The 15537-nt window shown below is 69.3% G+C and carries 14 protein-coding genes and 1 pseudogene; 1 reads left to right on the top strand and 14 read right to left on the bottom strand.

The features are described 5' to 3' along the window. Nucleotides 1-238 precede the first annotated feature (238 nt). The 12 genes and pseudogenes from LR393_RS31680 to LR393_RS31625 all read right to left on the bottom strand — a co-directional run bounded on the left by LR393_RS31680 (nt 239) and on the right by LR393_RS31625 (nt 12922). Complete coding sequence (locus LR393_RS31680) at nt 239-1081, bottom strand: ATP-binding cassette domain-containing protein (RefSeq protein ID WP_231488884.1); 843 nt, start codon at nt 1079-1081, stop codon at nt 239-241. Next, nucleotides 1078-1893 (bottom strand): ABC transporter ATP-binding protein, encoded by an 816-nt coding sequence (locus LR393_RS31675; RefSeq protein ID WP_231488883.1) that lies wholly within the window; start codon nt 1891-1893, stop codon nt 1078-1080. Before LR393_RS31675 ends, LR393_RS31680 begins: the two co-directional genes overlap by 4 nt. Next, complete coding sequence (locus LR393_RS31670; RefSeq protein ID WP_231488882.1) at nt 1890-2879, bottom strand: ABC transporter permease; 990 nt, start codon at nt 2877-2879, stop codon at nt 1890-1892. The genes LR393_RS31675 and LR393_RS31670 overlap by 4 nt, the downstream gene beginning before the upstream one ends. Beyond that, complete coding sequence (locus LR393_RS31665; RefSeq protein WP_231488881.1) at nt 2876-3823, bottom strand: ABC transporter permease; 948 nt, start codon at nt 3821-3823, stop codon at nt 2876-2878. Before LR393_RS31665 ends, LR393_RS31670 begins: the two co-directional genes overlap by 4 nt. 1 nt (nt 3824) lies before the next feature. Then, entirely contained in the window at nt 3825-5528 is a 1704-nt protein-coding gene (locus LR393_RS31660) for an ABC transporter substrate-binding protein (RefSeq protein WP_231488880.1), read from the bottom strand. 373 nt (nt 5529-5901) lie between these two features. Continuing rightward, nucleotides 5902-6570 carry a GntR family transcriptional regulator gene (locus LR393_RS31655; RefSeq protein WP_231488879.1) on the bottom strand — a complete coding sequence of 223 codons (669 nt, stop codon included), beginning with the start codon at nt 6568-6570 and terminating at the stop codon, nt 5902-5904. Between the two features lie 51 nt (nt 6571-6621). Further along, nucleotides 6622-8001 carry an aldehyde dehydrogenase (NADP(+)) gene (locus LR393_RS31650; protein ID WP_231488878.1) on the bottom strand — a complete coding sequence of 460 codons (1380 nt, stop codon included), beginning with the start codon at nt 7999-8001 and terminating at the stop codon, nt 6622-6624. Between the two features lies 1 nt (nt 8002). Next, the gene (locus tag LR393_RS31645) at nt 8003-9004 is read right to left on the bottom strand and encodes a proline racemase family protein (RefSeq protein ID WP_231488877.1); all 1002 of its coding nucleotides are present in this window, start codon (nt 9002-9004) and stop codon (nt 8003-8005) included. Further along, nucleotides 9004-9933, bottom strand: a complete 930-nt coding sequence (locus LR393_RS31640) for a dihydrodipicolinate synthase family protein (protein ID WP_231488876.1) — start codon at nt 9931-9933, stop codon at nt 9004-9006. The genes LR393_RS31645 and LR393_RS31640 overlap by 1 nt, the downstream gene beginning before the upstream one ends. Beyond that, complete coding sequence (locus LR393_RS31635) at nt 9930-11348, bottom strand: FAD/NAD(P)-dependent oxidoreductase (protein WP_231488875.1); 1419 nt, start codon at nt 11346-11348, stop codon at nt 9930-9932. The genes LR393_RS31640 and LR393_RS31635 overlap by 4 nt, the downstream gene beginning before the upstream one ends. 99 nt (nt 11349-11447) lie before the next feature. Then, nucleotides 11448-11765, bottom strand: a complete 318-nt coding sequence (locus tag LR393_RS31630; RefSeq protein ID WP_231488874.1) for a (2Fe-2S)-binding protein — start codon at nt 11763-11765, stop codon at nt 11448-11450. Then, a pseudogene (locus LR393_RS31625) lies at nt 11765-12922 on the bottom strand (NAD(P)/FAD-dependent oxidoreductase). Before LR393_RS31625 ends, LR393_RS31630 begins: the two are co-directional and overlap by 1 nt. A gap of 430 nt (nt 12923-13352) precedes the next feature. On the opposite strand from LR393_RS31625, the gene LR393_RS31620 reads away from it, so the two are divergent. Continuing rightward, nucleotides 13353-14492, top strand: a complete 1140-nt coding sequence (locus tag LR393_RS31620) for an aminotransferase class V-fold PLP-dependent enzyme (protein ID WP_231488873.1) — start codon at nt 13353-13355, stop codon at nt 14490-14492. Between the two features lie 6 nt (nt 14493-14498). Here LR393_RS31620 and LR393_RS31615 read toward each other — a convergent pair whose 3' ends face one another. Together LR393_RS31615 and LR393_RS31610 are read right to left on the bottom strand one after the other, a co-directional pair. Beyond that, nucleotides 14499-14960 (bottom strand): hypothetical protein, encoded by a 462-nt coding sequence (locus LR393_RS31615; protein WP_231488872.1) that lies wholly within the window; start codon nt 14958-14960, stop codon nt 14499-14501. 38 nt (nt 14961-14998) lie between these two features. After that, a complete protein-coding gene (locus LR393_RS31610) occupies nt 14999-15478 on the bottom strand; it encodes a hypothetical protein (RefSeq protein ID WP_231488871.1) in 480 nt (159 codons plus the stop codon). Between the last annotated feature and the right edge of the window lie 59 nt (nt 15479-15537).

The raw sequence follows: 15537 nt of genomic DNA, 5'->3' as shown, positions 1-15537 counted from the left end.
TAACCATGGAGGCGGAGTCAGTCCCCGCCAGAGCATCCTGATCGCCGTGGGTGGACGGGGTGGTGGGACCGGTCCGGGTGGCCGGCGTGGGGCCGGGTGTTGCCACTGTGGCCGTGCTCGGGCTGTTCGGGTGGGATGTCATGGATTTTCTCCCCCTGGATCGTGACGGGCTGGTTCACTCATCTCAGTCTGGGCCTTCGCCGCCGGGACCACCGGGGCGGGTGAGGTTCCTCGTCCCTCATTGGGGCTCACGAACCCGGCCCGCGTTGCGGAGGCGGGCTGCCTCCCACTCCGGCCGGATGCGGGGTACCGCCGCGAGGAGCCTGCGGGTGTACTCGTGCTGCGGGCTGTCGAACACCGCGTCGCGAGAGCCGGACTCGACCACCTGGCCACCCGTCATCACCGCGACATTCGTGGCGATCTGCCGCACCACGGCCAGGTCGTGGGCGATGAAGAGGCAGCCGAAGCCCTCCTCGGCCTGCAGACCCCGCAGCAGGTTGATGATCTGGGCCTGCACCGACACGTCGAGCGCCGAGACCGCCTCGTCGCAGACCAGCACCCGGGGCCCGACCGCCAGCGCCCGGGCGATCCCGATGCGCTGCGCCTGACCGCCGCTGAACTGGGCCGGGTACCGGTCGCTGTGATCGGGGTTCAGGCTGACACGTTCCATCAATGACCGCGCGACCGTCCGGACCCCGCCCGGGACCGGACGCTTCTGGTAGCGCAGGGGTGCGGTGACGATCCGTTCGACGGTGTGGCGGGGATTGAGCGACGAGAACGGGTCCTGGAACACCATCTGCACCTGCCGCCGAACCTCGAGCAGGTCGCCGCCCTGCAACGCGGTGATGTCCTGGCCGTCCAGGTGCACGGTGCCGGAGGTGACGTCGACGAGCCGGGCGGCCAGACGCGCCGTGGTGGACTTGCCCGAGCCCGACCCCCCCACCAGCGCCAGGGTCTGCCCCGCGTGCAGCTCGAAGGAGACGTGGTCGACGGCCGTGAACCGCCGGGCCGGCTTCACCAGTCCGGCCGTGCCCGCCACGTCGAACTCCTTCACCAGGTTCCTCGCCCGAAGAAGCGTCATGCCGGACCTCCCGGGACCGGGCGCAGGTCGCCGATGCTGTCGTCGATGCGCGGCACCGCGTCGAGCAGGGCCTGCGTGTAAGGGGCTTGCGGATCGGAGAAGATCTGCTCGGCGGTGCCGGTCTCGACGACCCGCCCGTGCCGCATGACGATCAGGTCGTCGGCGACCTCACTGACCACGGCCAGGTCGTGGGTGATGAGGATCAGCGCGGCCCCGGTGTCGCGCCGCACCTCGGCGAGCAGGTCGAGGATCTGCGCCTGCACGGTGACGTCGAGGGCGGTGGTGGGCTCGTCGGCGATGATCAGCTCGGGCTCGGTGGACAGCGCCATCGCGATCATCACGCGCTGGCGCATGCCGCCCGAGAACTGGTGCGGGTAGTCGTCCACCCGCTTACCGGCGTCCTTGATGTGAACCCGGTCCATCGCCTCGATCGCCGCCGCGCGAGCGGCCTTTCGACTCACCCCGGACCGGTGCGAGCGGTACGCCTCGGCGATCTGCGTGCCCACGGTGTAGTACGGGTTCAGCGACGACAGCGGGTCCTGGAAGACCATCGCGATGCGGTCGCCCCGGATCGCGCGCATCTGCCGTTCCGTGACCTTCGTCAGCTCGGTGCCGGCGAAGTCGATGCTGCCGGCGCGGGTGGCCGAGGACGGCAGCAGGCCCATGATCGCCAGGCTGGTCATGGACTTTCCGGAGCCGCTCTCCCCGACGATGCCGAGGGTGCCTCCCGGCCGGACCTCGAAGTCGATGCCGTCCACCACGTTCGTGGCGCCGAAGGTGACGGTCAGGCCCTTCGCCTGAAGCAAAGTCATGCCGAAACCCCCACCCGCACGCGCGGATCGATGGCCGAGTAGAGCAGGTCGACCACCATGTTGCCGACCACCACGAAGAACGCGGCCAGCAGGGTGACCGCCATGATCACCGGCTGGTCGTTCTTGGTGATGGAGTCGGCGGCGAGCTTGCCGACCCCGTTGATGCCGAAGACGGTCTCGGTGATCAGGGCGCCGCCGAGCAGCCCGGCGAAGTCCATCCCGGCGATCGTGACGATCGGCGTCAGGGCCGGGCGCAGCGCGTGCCGGCGCCAGACCAGATCGGGCCGCAGGCCTTTGGCCCGGGCCGTGCGCACGAAGTTCTCGTCCAGGGTGTCGATGACGTTGGCCCGGGTGAGGCGGGTGTACGACGAGGCGTAGCCGATCGCGAGCACCGACCAGGGCAGGATGAAATTCAGGAACCACTGCACCGGGTCGTCGGCGAACGGCACGGCCTGCGGGAAGGGCAGCCACTGCAGCCAGACCACGAAGACGTACTGAAGAGCCAGCGCCAGCACGTAGTTCGGCACCGACATGCCCCCCAGCGTCAGCCCGGCGATGAAGCGGTCGGCGAACTTCCCCTCCTGCACGGCGCTGATCAGCCCGCCGACCACACCCATGAGCAGCCACAGCACGGCCGCCCCGACCGCCACGACGGCGGTGACCGGCAGACGCTGCACGATCATGTCGGTGACGACCTGCGAGGTCTGGAACGAGTAGCCCAGGCAGGGGGCCGGGCAGTTGATGCCGCCCTCGTACTCGCGACCGATGAACAGGCCGCGCAGGAAGTTCAGGAACTGGGTGACGAACGGTTCGTCCAGGCCGAGGTTGGCCCGGATCTGGTCGATGCGCTCGGGCGTGCAGTTCTTGCCGCAGATCTGCACGGCCGGGTCGGGCGAGAGCAGGAAGAACACCATGTAGGTGAACAGGCAGACCAGGAACAGCACGAGAACCATTCCGGCCAGGCGGTTCACGACGTATCGGGTCATGAGCGGCCTTTCGGGTCGACCACGGAACGCACCCGGTCACCGAGCACCATGAACGACAGCACGAGCAGAGCCAGGAAGGTGCCGGGCACCACGAAGTACAGCGGCACCACCGAGTACCAGTTCACCGAGCTGGCGATCATCTGGCCCCACGACGGCGTGGGCGGCACCACCCCGACCCCCAGGAAGCTCAGGCCCGCCTCGGTGCCGATGTAGCCGGGCACCGCGAGGGTCACCATCACCAGGATGGTCGAGCGCAGGTTGGGCAGGATCTCGGTGAACACCACGGTGCTGCGCGAGGCACCGGAGGCCACCGCCGCCTCGACGAACTCACGTTGCTTGAGCGACATGGTCTGCCCGCGCACGATGCGCGCCAGGTAGGGCCAGCCGAACACCGAGATCACCACGACCAGCAGGTACTGCCGGTCGTCGGCGGGCAGCGCCGAGAGCACGGCGATCATGAAGATCAGCGCGGGGAAGGCCATCAGGAACTCCATGACCCGCGAGATGACCATGTCCGTGCGTCCACCGAAATACCCCGCCAGCAGGCCGAACACGACTCCCAGTAGGGTGGTCAGCACGGTGGCGCTGATCGCGATGAGCATCGAGGCCCGGGCGCCGTAGACGATGCGGGCGAAGATGTCGCGGCCGGTGCCGGGTTCGACACCCAGCCAGTGCGAGCCGGAGAAGCCACCCAGGGGGATGCCGCCCATGTTCGCGTCGATGGCGCTCTGGTCGAACTCGTACGGGTCCCACCCGCTGACCTTCACGATCAGCGGGGCGAAGGCGGCCATCATCAGGACCAGCACGATGTAGGCCAGACAGGCGGCGGCGACCGGGTCGCGCAGCAGGGTGCGCAACACGCTCGCGCGCAGCTGGGGGGTGGTGCCGGCGGTCTCCTGCCCGGAGTCCGCCGGCACCGTCAGCCCGGTGGTGGGGATGGTCATGTCAGCCCTTGGACGGGTCCTTGAGACCCATGATCGTGTAGTCGTAGTCGCCGCTGGGGGTGATCATCCCGGCCACGTTCTCACCGGGCAGGTAGATCCGGTTCTCCACGTTCAGCGGCACGATCGGCGCGAGCTTCATGATCTGCTCGTCGAGCGCGCCCCAGGCCTGGTTGGCCGCGTCGATGTCGGTCATCGCCTTGGCCTTGTCGATCGCCGCGTTCACGGCGTCGTCGTCGAGCTGGGCCAGGTTGTTGTTGCCCTTCTCGGTGATGTTCCGACCGTCGAACAGCGGCGGGATGAAGGTCGAGGCGCTGGAGTTCCAGTCCGGGCACCAGCCGGTGATCGCGGCGTCGTGCTGCTGACTCGGCGTGCCGATCGTCTCGTAGTAGGTGGAGGTGTCGATGACGTTGAGCTTCAGGTCGATGCCGACCTTCTTCAGCGACTGCTGGATCGCCTCGGCCTGACGCTGGACTGCGGGGATCGGCCGGATGTCGAGCGTCATCCCGAAACCGTCGGCGTAGCCGGCCTCGGTCAGCAGCTGCTTCGCCTTGTCCACGTCACCGGCGTTGTTCTGGCTCGGGTACAGGTCGAAGTCGGTGTGCCCGGACACCGTCGAGGGGATGATCGTGCTGGCGACCGTGGCGAACTGGGTGCCGCCGGTGGCGTTGAGCACGGCGCTCTTGTCGATCGCATAGCTGATCGCCTGCCGCACCTTCACGTCGGTCAGCGGCTTCTTCGTGGTGTTCAGGCCCATGTACGTCAGGCAGGTCGAAGCTGCCTTGGTGGTGCGGGCTTTCAGCTGGGGCGTCTGCAGGCGGGCGATGGTGGCGGTCTGCACGGTGCCCGCGATCGCGTTGATGTCGGTGCCCTGCCCGGCGATCAGGCGCTCGTCGATCGTGGCGCCCTCGAGGCCGATGCTGAACTTCCAGGCGTCCGGGTAGGCCTTGCGCACGTCGTCGGTCGAGGCGTCCCACTCCGGGTTGCGCTTGAGCTCGATCAGACTGCCCGGGGTGTACTTCTCCAGGTCGTACGGGCCGGAGGCGACGATGTCGGAGATGAACTCGTCGCCCTCGCCCGTGCCCTCGGGGAACGGGGTGCCGCTGGGCATCGACAGCGCCGCGTCGAACTCCGGGTAGGCCTCTTTGAGATGGAAGACGATGGTGCTGTCGTCGGGCGTCTCGATCGTGTCGAGCGCACCGGACTTGTACGGGCCCTGGTAGTCGTCGGGCGCGTCGATCAGCTGCTTCAGATACGGCGAGCCGATGCCGATCTGCGGGTCCCAGCTCCGCTCGATGCCGAACTTCACGTCCTTGGAGGTGATCTCGGCGCCGGTGTCGAACTTGACGCCCTTCTTCAGCGTGTAGGTCCAGCTCAGCCCGTCGTCCGAGACCTTGCCCAGCGACTCCGCCAGGTCCGGCACCATCGCGTTCGGGTCTTCGGCGTTGTTCGCCGCCTTCGTCACCAGCGTGCGGTAGACCAGCCGGTAGAAGGCGTTCACCCCACCGTCCCAGCCCCGGGTCGGGTCGAGGTAGGAGAAGTCGGCGGCCTGCAGCACCTGCACGGTGCCGCCCGTGGCCGGGGTCTGTGTGGAGCCACTGCCGCTCGTGCCGGAGGCGCTGGACGAGCTGCCGGAACAGGCCGACACGGCCAGGACCGAGGCCATCATCAGACTGCCCACGGCCACCCGGGGTGTACTTCTCTTCACAGGTCCTGCCTTCCGGAATCACGCGGATGTCCGCCGGGTGCACATCTGCTGCACGTCAGGGCGGTCCACGCTCGTCGACATCAGCGAAAGCTTTGCTCACGGTGCGGTTCTGCACGCCGGTCGGGGGGAACGGCCGGCGGGACGACTAGTGGTCGGCGCGGGTCAGGTGCTCTGATGCCCGGGTACCTGGTGGAACAGTAATATGTCACACCTCGCAGGTGAAGCCCTGGAGTGAACTAGTTACAAACGATTAATGTTTCTGGCGACGAACGGCCGGTCTCACCGAAAGTCACGGATCGACAGTGATTCTCCCAACGCAAGAGGGCCGGTCACCTGGTGTGGTGACCGGCCCTTCGTGTGCGGAGGTAAAACCTTACTGGGTCTCGGTACGCCCGCTCCACCAGCCGAGCACGTGCTCGATGTGGGAGTGCAGCAGCTGCTGCGCCCCCCGGCCGTCGCGGCGCTCGAGCAGGTCCATCAGCTGATGGTGCTCGGCCGCCGAGCGGGCCAGCTCGTCACTGCCGATCAGGTCGGCCAGCCCGACCATCCGGGTCTGCTGACGCAGGTCACGCACCAGCTCGACCAGCCGCTCGTTCCCGGTGAGCCGCAGCAGGGTCAGGTGAAAGTCCACGTCGGCCGCCAGGTACGTGGGGATGTCGGCCGACGCCGCCGCCTCCACGATCAGGTCGGCCTGGGCCCGCAGCTGCGTGGCCGTGTACGGCTGCAGGGTGCGGGCGATGTCGCGCATCGCCGGCACCTCGAGCAGCTGCCGGATGCGGACGATCTCCCACAGGTCCTGCTCGCTGACGTCGGTGACCCGGAAACCCTTGTTCCGGACCGTCTCGACGAACCCCCGCTTCTGCAGGTTCAGCATCGCCTCGCGCACGGGCGTGGCGGAGACACCGAACCGGGCACCCAGGGTGGGCGCCGTCAGCAGGGTGCCGGGGGCCAGCTCACCGGACACGATGGCCGAGGCCAGAGCCTCTTCCACGGTGATCCGCAGGCTCGAGCCCGCGGCCACCGGACCGATGTGCGATGCCACTCGACCTCCCCACTGACGACGGCGGAAAACGCCTTCCGAAGTCTGGCGACTTTACCGGAGTTCCGTCGGCAGCAGACCGGCGGGCAGACCCTGATAGGACACCGGCCGCTGGAACCGCTCGATCGCCGCCAGCCCGACCGAGGTGGTCAGGGAATTGGTGGACGCCGGGTACGGGCCTCCGTGCTGCTGCGCCGCGGTCACGCTGACGCCGGTGGGCCACTGGTTGTAGAGCACCCGGCCGACCCGGGCACTGAGCGCCGCGACCACCTCGGCGGCCACCTCGTCCCCGGACTCGGTGCCCTGGACCGTGCCGGTCAGCTGCCCCGGCACCCGCTGGAGCACATCGACCAGCGCACCCGTGTCACCGTATTCGACGACCAGACCGGCCGGGCCGAACATCTCGGTGTCCAGCGCCTGCGGGTCGAGCTGCTCCAGCGTGGTGGCGAAGATCCGGGCCGCGACGCCCTGCTCGTTCGCCGGGCCGCCGGCCACCTCACGCACGCCCGGGAGCTCGGCCACCAGTGCGGTGGACTTCTGAAAACCCTCTTCCAGGCGGTCGTTCAGCATCCGCCCGGGCTTCGGTAGCTCGACCGAGGCGAGGAACGCCTGCGCGTCGGGCACGAACACCACGCCCGGGTTGGTGCAGAATTGCCCCGAACCCAGCAGCAGCGAGTCCAGCCAGCCACCGACGATCTCGCCCGGCCGCTGCGCCCAGCCCTCGGGAGTCACCACGACCGGGTTCACGCTGCCCAGTTCGCCGTAGAACGGGATCGGCTCGGCCCGGGCGGCGGCGATGTCGTACAGCGCCCGCCCACCACTGGTGGAGCCGGTGAATCCGACGGCCTTGATCCGGGAGTCCTTCAGCGCGGTCAGCGACGGCTCGACCCCCTCGATCAGGGCGAAAAGACCTTCCGGCAGCTGCGCCGCGACCAGTTCGGCCGTGCGCCGCGAGAGTTCCGGATGACCCGGGTGCGCCTTCACCACCACCGGGCAGCCGGCGGCCAGGGCGGAGACGGTGTCGCCGCCGAACACGCTGAACGCGAACGGGAAGTTGCTCGCGGCGAACACCAGCACCGGACCCAGCGGCACCACGGTGCGCCGCAGGTCGGGCCGGGGACCGCTGCCCCACCCGGCGTCGGGCGCGTCCACCTGGGTGGGTGTCAGGGTGCCGGCGCGCAGGGCCTCCGCGAACTGGCGGGCCTGGAACGTCGTGCGCTTCAGCTCGGCCGTCAGCCGCGCCGCCGGCAGGTGCGACTCCGCCTGCGCCAGCGGGATCAGCTCGTCGGCGGCGCCGTCCAGCACGCCGGCGACCGCCTCCAGCCAGCCGGCCCGCTGCGCCGGCGTCGCCGAGGCCGGGCCGGTCAGGGGCACGGCCGCAGCGGCCGCGAGGATCTGGTCCAGGTCGATGGTCGTCATCTCGTCGTTGCTCATCTCAGAACTCGAAACCTTCCGGGTACGGATCGCTCGGGTCCAGCATGTACTGCCCGATGCCGGTCACCCACGCCCGCCCGGTGATGGTCGGCAGAACGGCCGGGTGCCCGCCGACCGTGGTCTCCCCGATCAGCCGCCCGACGAACCGGCTGCCGATGAACGACTCGTTGACGAAGTCCTGGTGCAACGGCAGCTCGCCGCGGGCGTGCAGTTCGGCCATCCGCGCGGACGTACCGGTGCCGCAGGGAGAGCGGTCGAACCAGCCCGGGTGGATGGCCATCGCGTGCCGGGACAGCGTCGCGTCCGATCCGGGGGCGATGAATTCGACGTGGTGACAGTGATTCACACCGTCGATCTCCGGGTGCCGGGGCGGGGCCTGGAGGTTGATCTGGTTCATGACGGCCAGACCCGCGCTGAGGATGTCCTGCTGCCGGGCCCGCTCGAACGGCAGCTTCACCGCGTCGAGATCGACCATGGCGTAGAAGTTCCCACCGAAGGCCAGGCTGTAGGGCACCGTGCCCAGACCCGGCACCTCGATGGTCTCGTCGAGCCGCTCGCAGTACGAGGGCACGTTCTCCAGGGTCACCGAGTCGGCGTGGCCGTCGCTCACGGCCACCTGCGCGATCACCAGCCCGGCCGGGGTGTCGAGACGGATCGTCGTCACCGGCTCGACCACCTCGACCATCCCCGTCTCCACGAGAACGGTCGCCACCCCGATGGTTCCGTGCCCGCACATCGGCAGGCAGCCGGAGACCTCGATGTACAGCACGCCGAAGTCCGCATCGGGCCGGGTCGGCGGCTGCAGGATCGCGCCGCTCATGGCGGCGTGCCCACGGGGCTCGTTCACCAGGAACTTGCGCAGGTGGTCCATCTCGGCGATGAAGTGCAGCCGCCGCTCGTTCATGGTGGCGCCCGGGATCACCCCGACGCCACCGGTCACGACCCGCGTCGGCATCCCCTCGGTGTGCGAGTCGACCGCGGAGACGAGCCTTCTCGACCTCATCAGACTCCTGCGCGCAGCGACTCGAGGCCCGCGATCGCACGCTCCATGTCGGCCCGCACCCGGGCGGTGTGCTCGGGCGTCAGCGGACCCCGCGGCGGGCGGCAGGGGCCGCCGTACCGGCCGACCATCTCCATGCTGAGCTTGATGGCCTGCACGAACTCGACGCGCGAGTCCCAGCGGAACACCGCCACCAGACGCTCGTACAGGGCGCGGGCCTGCTCGACCCGGCCGGCCCGCATGTGCTCGTAGATCTCCACCGACTCAGCCGGGAAGGCGTTGGGGAAGCCCGCGAACCAGCCCACCGCACCGTCGATCATCAGCTCGAACAGCACGTCGTCGGCGCCCGCGACCACGTCGATGTCGCACAGCTCGGAGATCTCGAACTTACGGCGCACGTCGCCGCTGAACTCCTTGATCGCCGAGATGTTCGGGATCCCGGCGATCTGCGCGACCAGCGACGGCACCAGGTCGACCTTGGTGTCGATCGGGTTGTTGTAGATCATCACCGGCAGGCCGACCTCGGCGATCTTCGAGAAGTGCTCGATCACCTGCTCGTCGGAGGCCCGGTACATCGTGGGCGGCAGCGAGAGCACGCCGTCGGCGCCGTCTTCCGCGGCCAGACGGGTCCAGTGCTGGGCCTGGTGCCAGCCCGGGCCGTGCACGCCGGCCACGACCAGGCCCCGCCCGTCGACGGCCTCGACGGCGACCTGGATGACCTTGCGGCGCTCGGCGTCGGTCAGCGAGGAGTACTCCCCCAGCGAACCGTTCGGGCCCACGCCCCGGCAGCCGTTGCTGATCAGCCAGTCGCAGTGCTCGGCGAACTTGTCGTAGTCGACCTCGAGACCGGCCGGTGCGTCCGGGTTCTCCTTGTAGGGCAGTGCGGTGGCGACGATGACGCCCTGGAAGTTGACGGGCTGATCGGTGCTCACGGAAGAGGGTCCTCTCGTTCTGGGGTGAGGGTCGCGGCAAGTTCCCCGAGCCGGACCGGTGTGGCGATAGGTCGTCGGGAGGTGCGGCCGGCCTGCAGGAGATTCGGCCCCAGCAGGTCTTCCACGTTGCGGCCGCAGGTGCGGCCCTGGCACACGCCGAGTCCGGCGCGGGTGGTGAGTTTCAGGGAGCGCAGCCCGCGGGACCGGGTTTTCGCGGCGATGTCCCGCAGTTCGCCGACGGTGACGTCTTCGCAGCGGCAGAGCATGGTGCCCGGGTCGGGCCAGGTCTGCCATCCGGGCCGGATGCCGTGCGCGGCTTCCAGCCGGGTCGCGAAGTTTCGTAAGGCTTTTCGTTGACCGACCAATAATGGACGAGGCACGCCCCCGGCCGCTGTGGTACCCGCCACCTCTCCCTCGGCCAGGGCCAGATCGGCTCCGCCGATCCCGGTGAGCTCACCGGCACTGTAGACGTTCGGCACGGACGTCTGCTGGCCGGCGTCCGTAGTCACGAAACCCTGCTCGTCGAGCTGGCACCCGGCCGCGATGGCCAGTTCGGTACGGGGGACGAATCCGTGACTCACGCACACGGCGTCGACCTCCACGACCCGTTCGGAACCCTCCACGCGGGTCCAGTCGGGGTGGAGGGCGGCCAGGGTGACCGAGTGCACCCGGTCGGTGCCGTGCGCGGCCACGACGGTCTGCCCGGTCCAATAGGGGACGCGATGGCGCACCAGATCTTTCAGGTAACCGCCCAGCTCGCCCGCCTTGGACGAGGCGCTGGCCAGTTCCCAGGGCCGGGTCAGCCAGCCGCGGGTCAGGCGGCTGCGGCCGGAGGCCTCGGCGACCCCGACCACCGTGGCCCCGGTCCGGATCAGGCTGCTGACCACGGGCAGCAGGAAGGGCCCGGCCCCCGCGACGAGCACGCGCCGCCCGACGGCGACCCGTTCCCCCTTGGCCAGGGCCTGGGCGGCGCCGGCGGTGAAGACGCCCGGCAGGTCCCAGCCGGGGAAGGGCAGGGTGCGCTCCTGCCCGCCGGTGGCCAGGATCAGCCGGCCGGGGGTGTAGCTGCGGGGCTCACGATCGGTGCCGTCCGGGGCCCCGACCATGACGTGCACTACCGGCGGGGCGTCGTCGTGCCGGTCGATGGCCCAGACACTCGCGCCGAACACCACGTCACAGTCCGGATGACCGCTGATCTCGTCGCGCAGCCGCTGAAAGGTGCTCCAGCCGTGATGCAGCCGGTGCTCCTGCGCGCCCCGACGCTCATGGGCCAGATGCCGCCAGTACTGCCCCCCGAGATTGTACCCAGCCTCCAGCAGAGTGACGCGCGCCCCGTGCCGGAGGGCAGCAGCCGCAGCCGCCATCCCCGCCGGCCCCACACCGACAACGAGAACACCCCCACCCTGCTCAAACACGCCCAACCCCCGGCAACCCGCCACCAACCCCGTTCGTGATCAGGCAAACCTTCCCCGCCATCAAAACCCGGCTGCGTGCGTCCTCGATCCCGTTCGTGATCATGCCGGGGTCTCCCGGGTCGGCGGCTCGGTGCTCACCACGTCGCCCTCGGTGGCGCGGCGCTGGCAGGCCCGCACGTCCGGAATGTCGTTGACCGTCACCAGGCAGTCGAAGCACACGCCGATCCCGCAGAAAACGCCACGCGGGCGGCCGGTTCGGCTGGTTCTCCAGGACACGTGCCCGGCACCCAGCAGCAGGCCGGCGACGGTCTGGCCCACCTGGCCGGTGACCTGGGCGCCGTCGACGGTGATCGTCAGGGGGCCGGAGTCGCGGGGAGCCACCGGGTCCTGGGCGACGGGAAGACGCTGCGGGCCCATCAGGCGACCTCTTCCAGATAGGGCGCGAGAGTGTCGCGGTCGACGCGAAAGGGGTTTTTGTCGTTGCCGGTTCCCGCGATGAGGTCTGTGAGGATCTCGGCCGTGGCCAGACTCAGCCCGATTCCCGCACCCTCGTGCCCGGTCGCGTGCCAGAGGCCCGCCAGGCGTGGGTCCGGACCGATCACCGGGAGATGATCGGGCACGAACGGCCGGAAACCACCGTAGGCCCTCATTACCGGTACATCCTTCAGGAAGGGGAACAGCAGAAGGGCTTTCGCGGCCATCGCGGCGACCACGCGGGCCTCGATGCGTTCGTCGAAACCTTTGCGTTCGCGCGAGGATCCGATGAGAACGGTACCCGCGGCGGTGGACTCGACAACGCTCGACACCTGGAGGTCGGCCGCACCCGACCCGACCGCCCCGACATAGTCCGCATCGTAGACCTTGCGGCGAATGCGTTGCGGCATGCGGGTTGTCACCAGCACCGTGCCGCGGCGCGGGCGAACGGGCAACGGCGCGCCGAGCCCGGCGGACAGACCGCCCTACCACGGACCGGCCGCGAGCACCACCGCGTCGCCGTGCACCGGCCCGCCGGAGGTCTGCACGCCTGCCAGCCGGCCGGCGGTCATGATCGGCCCGGTCACCTCGACCCCCTGACGCACCTGGACACCCCGCCGACGCGCGGACGCCAGCAGCGACTCGGTCGCCACCACGGGCTGCACCTGGGCATCACCGGGATAGAAGACCGCCGCCGTGTAGTCACGGGTGAGGTCGGGTTCGAGCTCGTGTACCTGCTGCTCGCCGACCTCCTGCGCCACGACTCCCGACGTGCGCTGGAGGGCCGCGAACTCCCGCAGTGCCATGGCACCCGGGTCGGTCGTGGCCACCACCAGGCCACCCTTGTGATCCAGTTCGAGGGAGGGAAATCCGGCGGGGAGTTCGTCGCGCAGTTGCCCGTCGAGCTCCCGCCAGAGTTTCAGCGACCGCTGCATGAGTTCCAGTTCGGCCCCGGGGCCCTTGTCGGACACGAGAAGATTGCCTTCCCCGCTCGCCGAGGTACCACCCGCGGTGGGCCCCCGGTCGAGCACGATCACCTCGTGCCCGGCGCGCCCGAGGGAACGGGCGATCGCGGCGCCGACGATGCCGGCCCCGATCACTACGACACGCCCTCGCTCAGCCACGGCAGTAATATTGCACAGCGTTCTCAGGGACGGAAGAGCTGCGGCCGTGTCCGATGCGCCCGAATAGCCACGTCAGGCAACCGTTAACACAGCCGTAGCAAATGCTGCGGCACTTGACAGCCCCTCCTGTCGGCAATCGCGATGCAGTTGAATGGGGCCAGTGGCATTGCACCGTTGACAGCGGGCGGGCCGACTCGAAGCTCGCCCCCGCGCTGGGGAGCTCCGAGCGCAGCTGAATCGAGGGGCTGGCCCGGGGTGCGCTTCCCCATAATTAACGGGGAGGTTTTGCATGATCACGAACGGGACAGGGGGGCGGAGCGGGGCGGCTTCCCCATCCTTTGTTCGTGATCATGCAAAACCTCCCCGGGCTCACCTGGGTTTCCGGGCGGTGGCATGATCGGCGGCCATGGACGGGCTGGGACAGGGACTGAGCGGTGGGCTCCGGGGTCGGGACGCGTATGGCGCGGACTTCCAGGAGCCGTCCGGCTATCTGAACTTCGCGGCCTACGGCCCGCCGTCCGGCCGGGTGGTCGAGGCCATTACCGCCACCGCCCGGGCGGCCGCGCTCGGGGAACCGGCGGCGAACCTGCATGCGCAGGACGAGCGGGCGCTGGCTGCGGTCTCCCGGCTGACCGGTTTCGCCCGCGAGGGGTGTCTGCTCGCCACCAGTACCTCGGCCGGGCTCCAGCAGGTCGCCTTCGGCCTCGGCGGTGAGGTGCTCCTGGGCCGCGACGAGTTCCCGTCCAACCTCTACCCGTGGTGGCGGGCGCAGGAGGCCGGGCGGATGCGGGTCCGGACCGTGGAACGGGAGGTGGCGGACGTCCCCCGGTGGATGACGCCCGCAACGATCGCCGCGGCTCTCACCCCGGCCACCACCGCCGTCGCGATCAGCGCCGTGGACTTCCGCACCGGCTACCGGGCCGACCTGGCGGGGATCCGCGAGGTGATCGGCGACCGGCTGCTCATCGTCGACGGCATCCAGGGATTCGGGGCGGTCGACCAGGACTGGACCGCCGCCGACGCGCTCGTGGTCGGTGGGCAGAAATGGCTGCGGGCGGGCTGGGGCACCGGTTTCCTGACCCTGTCGCCGCGGGCCCTGGACCGGATCCGTCCGACGCTCGGCAGCTGGACCGGGGTCGAGGAACCTACGCACTACGACGGCGAACCGCATGCGGTCCGTCAGGGCGCGCACCAGCTGTCCGTCACCAACCTCTCGCCGTTCACCTCCGCAGCGTTGTGGAACGCGCTGGAACTGCTCGAGTCCGTGGACGTCGCCGGACTGATCGAGCAGAAGGTGGGCGCGCTGCTCGACCGGCTCGACGCCTCCGGGGTCGAGATCCTCTCACCGCGCGAACCAGCCTGGCGGGCGGGCATTGTCGTGGTCAGGACGGGCGGGCCGTCGGCGGTGGTCCGGGACCGGCTGGCCGCGCGGGGCATCACAGTGACCGCCCACGAACCCGACCGGATCCGGATCAGCATCCACGCAACCACCGACCTGACCGGAGACGGGATCGAGGGGCTCAACGACGTCCTCAAGCAGGTGTAGGGCTTTTCAGGTGAGCACGCTGTGAATGATCAGGGCGACGATGACGTAGAGCACCACCACCGCCACCCAGACCCCCGCGATCATCCACCGGTGAGAGGCTTTTCGATCAGGCTGCCGGTATATCCGCAGGGACACGTAGGTGCCGGCCATGACGCACAGCAGCCCGGGTAGCCGACCGGTGACCGCTCCGACGATCCAGGCCGCCATCAGGGCGATCCGCGCGGCCCGGGGCAGTGGCCACAGCACCACGGGCTCCTCGCGTTCGTCCAGCCGCACGGTCGGGCTCCTGTGCCACTGGCTGTACCCGATGGTCGGATGGTGCTTCTTTCCCTGCGCGTCCACGAGAACCCAGTTGCCCCAGACATCCTGGGGCATGACCGCGCCATCGCGCAGGAACTTCGGATGCTTGGACGAGGGCTTCTCCACCTCCAGGTCGACACCGGCCAGCGAGACGGGGTAGCGCTCCATGTCCGCCATCCTGATCGAACCGGGCATACCTCGCACCTTCAACGATCCCCGAAGAACCAGACGTAGAGCCCGGACGAGACCACGAGCACCAGCAGGGCGGCGAGACCGTGCCGCCAGTAGTTCCCGCGGTGCATCGAGCGCCACAGCAGCACGTTGAGGAGAACGTACGCCGGCATGAGCAGCAGGAGACTGAGGAGACCAGCCCGCAAGGCCAGCGGGTACAAGAAGAAGAAGCCGGCGTAGTGGGCGATCAGCCACCAGGGCGACCGGGGCCGGAAGTAGACGGTGTCCTCGCGCCGGTCGTCCACGTGCATCATCGGCGTCGAACGCCAGACACTGGTGCCCATCTGCAACCGGTGCGCCTGACCGTCGGCGCCAGTGAAATGCCACGTCCCGTGCTGATCTCGTGGTATTTCCTGCCCGTCCCGCAGGATCCGGGCCGTCCTTGTCCCGGGCTGTTCCACCTCGAGTTCCACGCCGGCCGCGGTCACGGTGTAGTGCTCCATGATCGCCATCATGCTGGAAGGGGACATTTCCCGCCTGTGCATCCGCCCTGAGTAGCCTGGTCGCCTCTCCT

The sequence above is a fragment of the Kineosporia mesophila genome, assembly GCF_021129235.1.
Lineage (GTDB): Bacteria > Actinomycetota > Actinomycetes > Actinomycetales > Kineosporiaceae > Kineosporia > Kineosporia mesophila.
The sequence above is the reverse complement of the archived record's forward strand: the minus strand, read 5'-3'. Positions and strand labels throughout refer to the sequence as shown.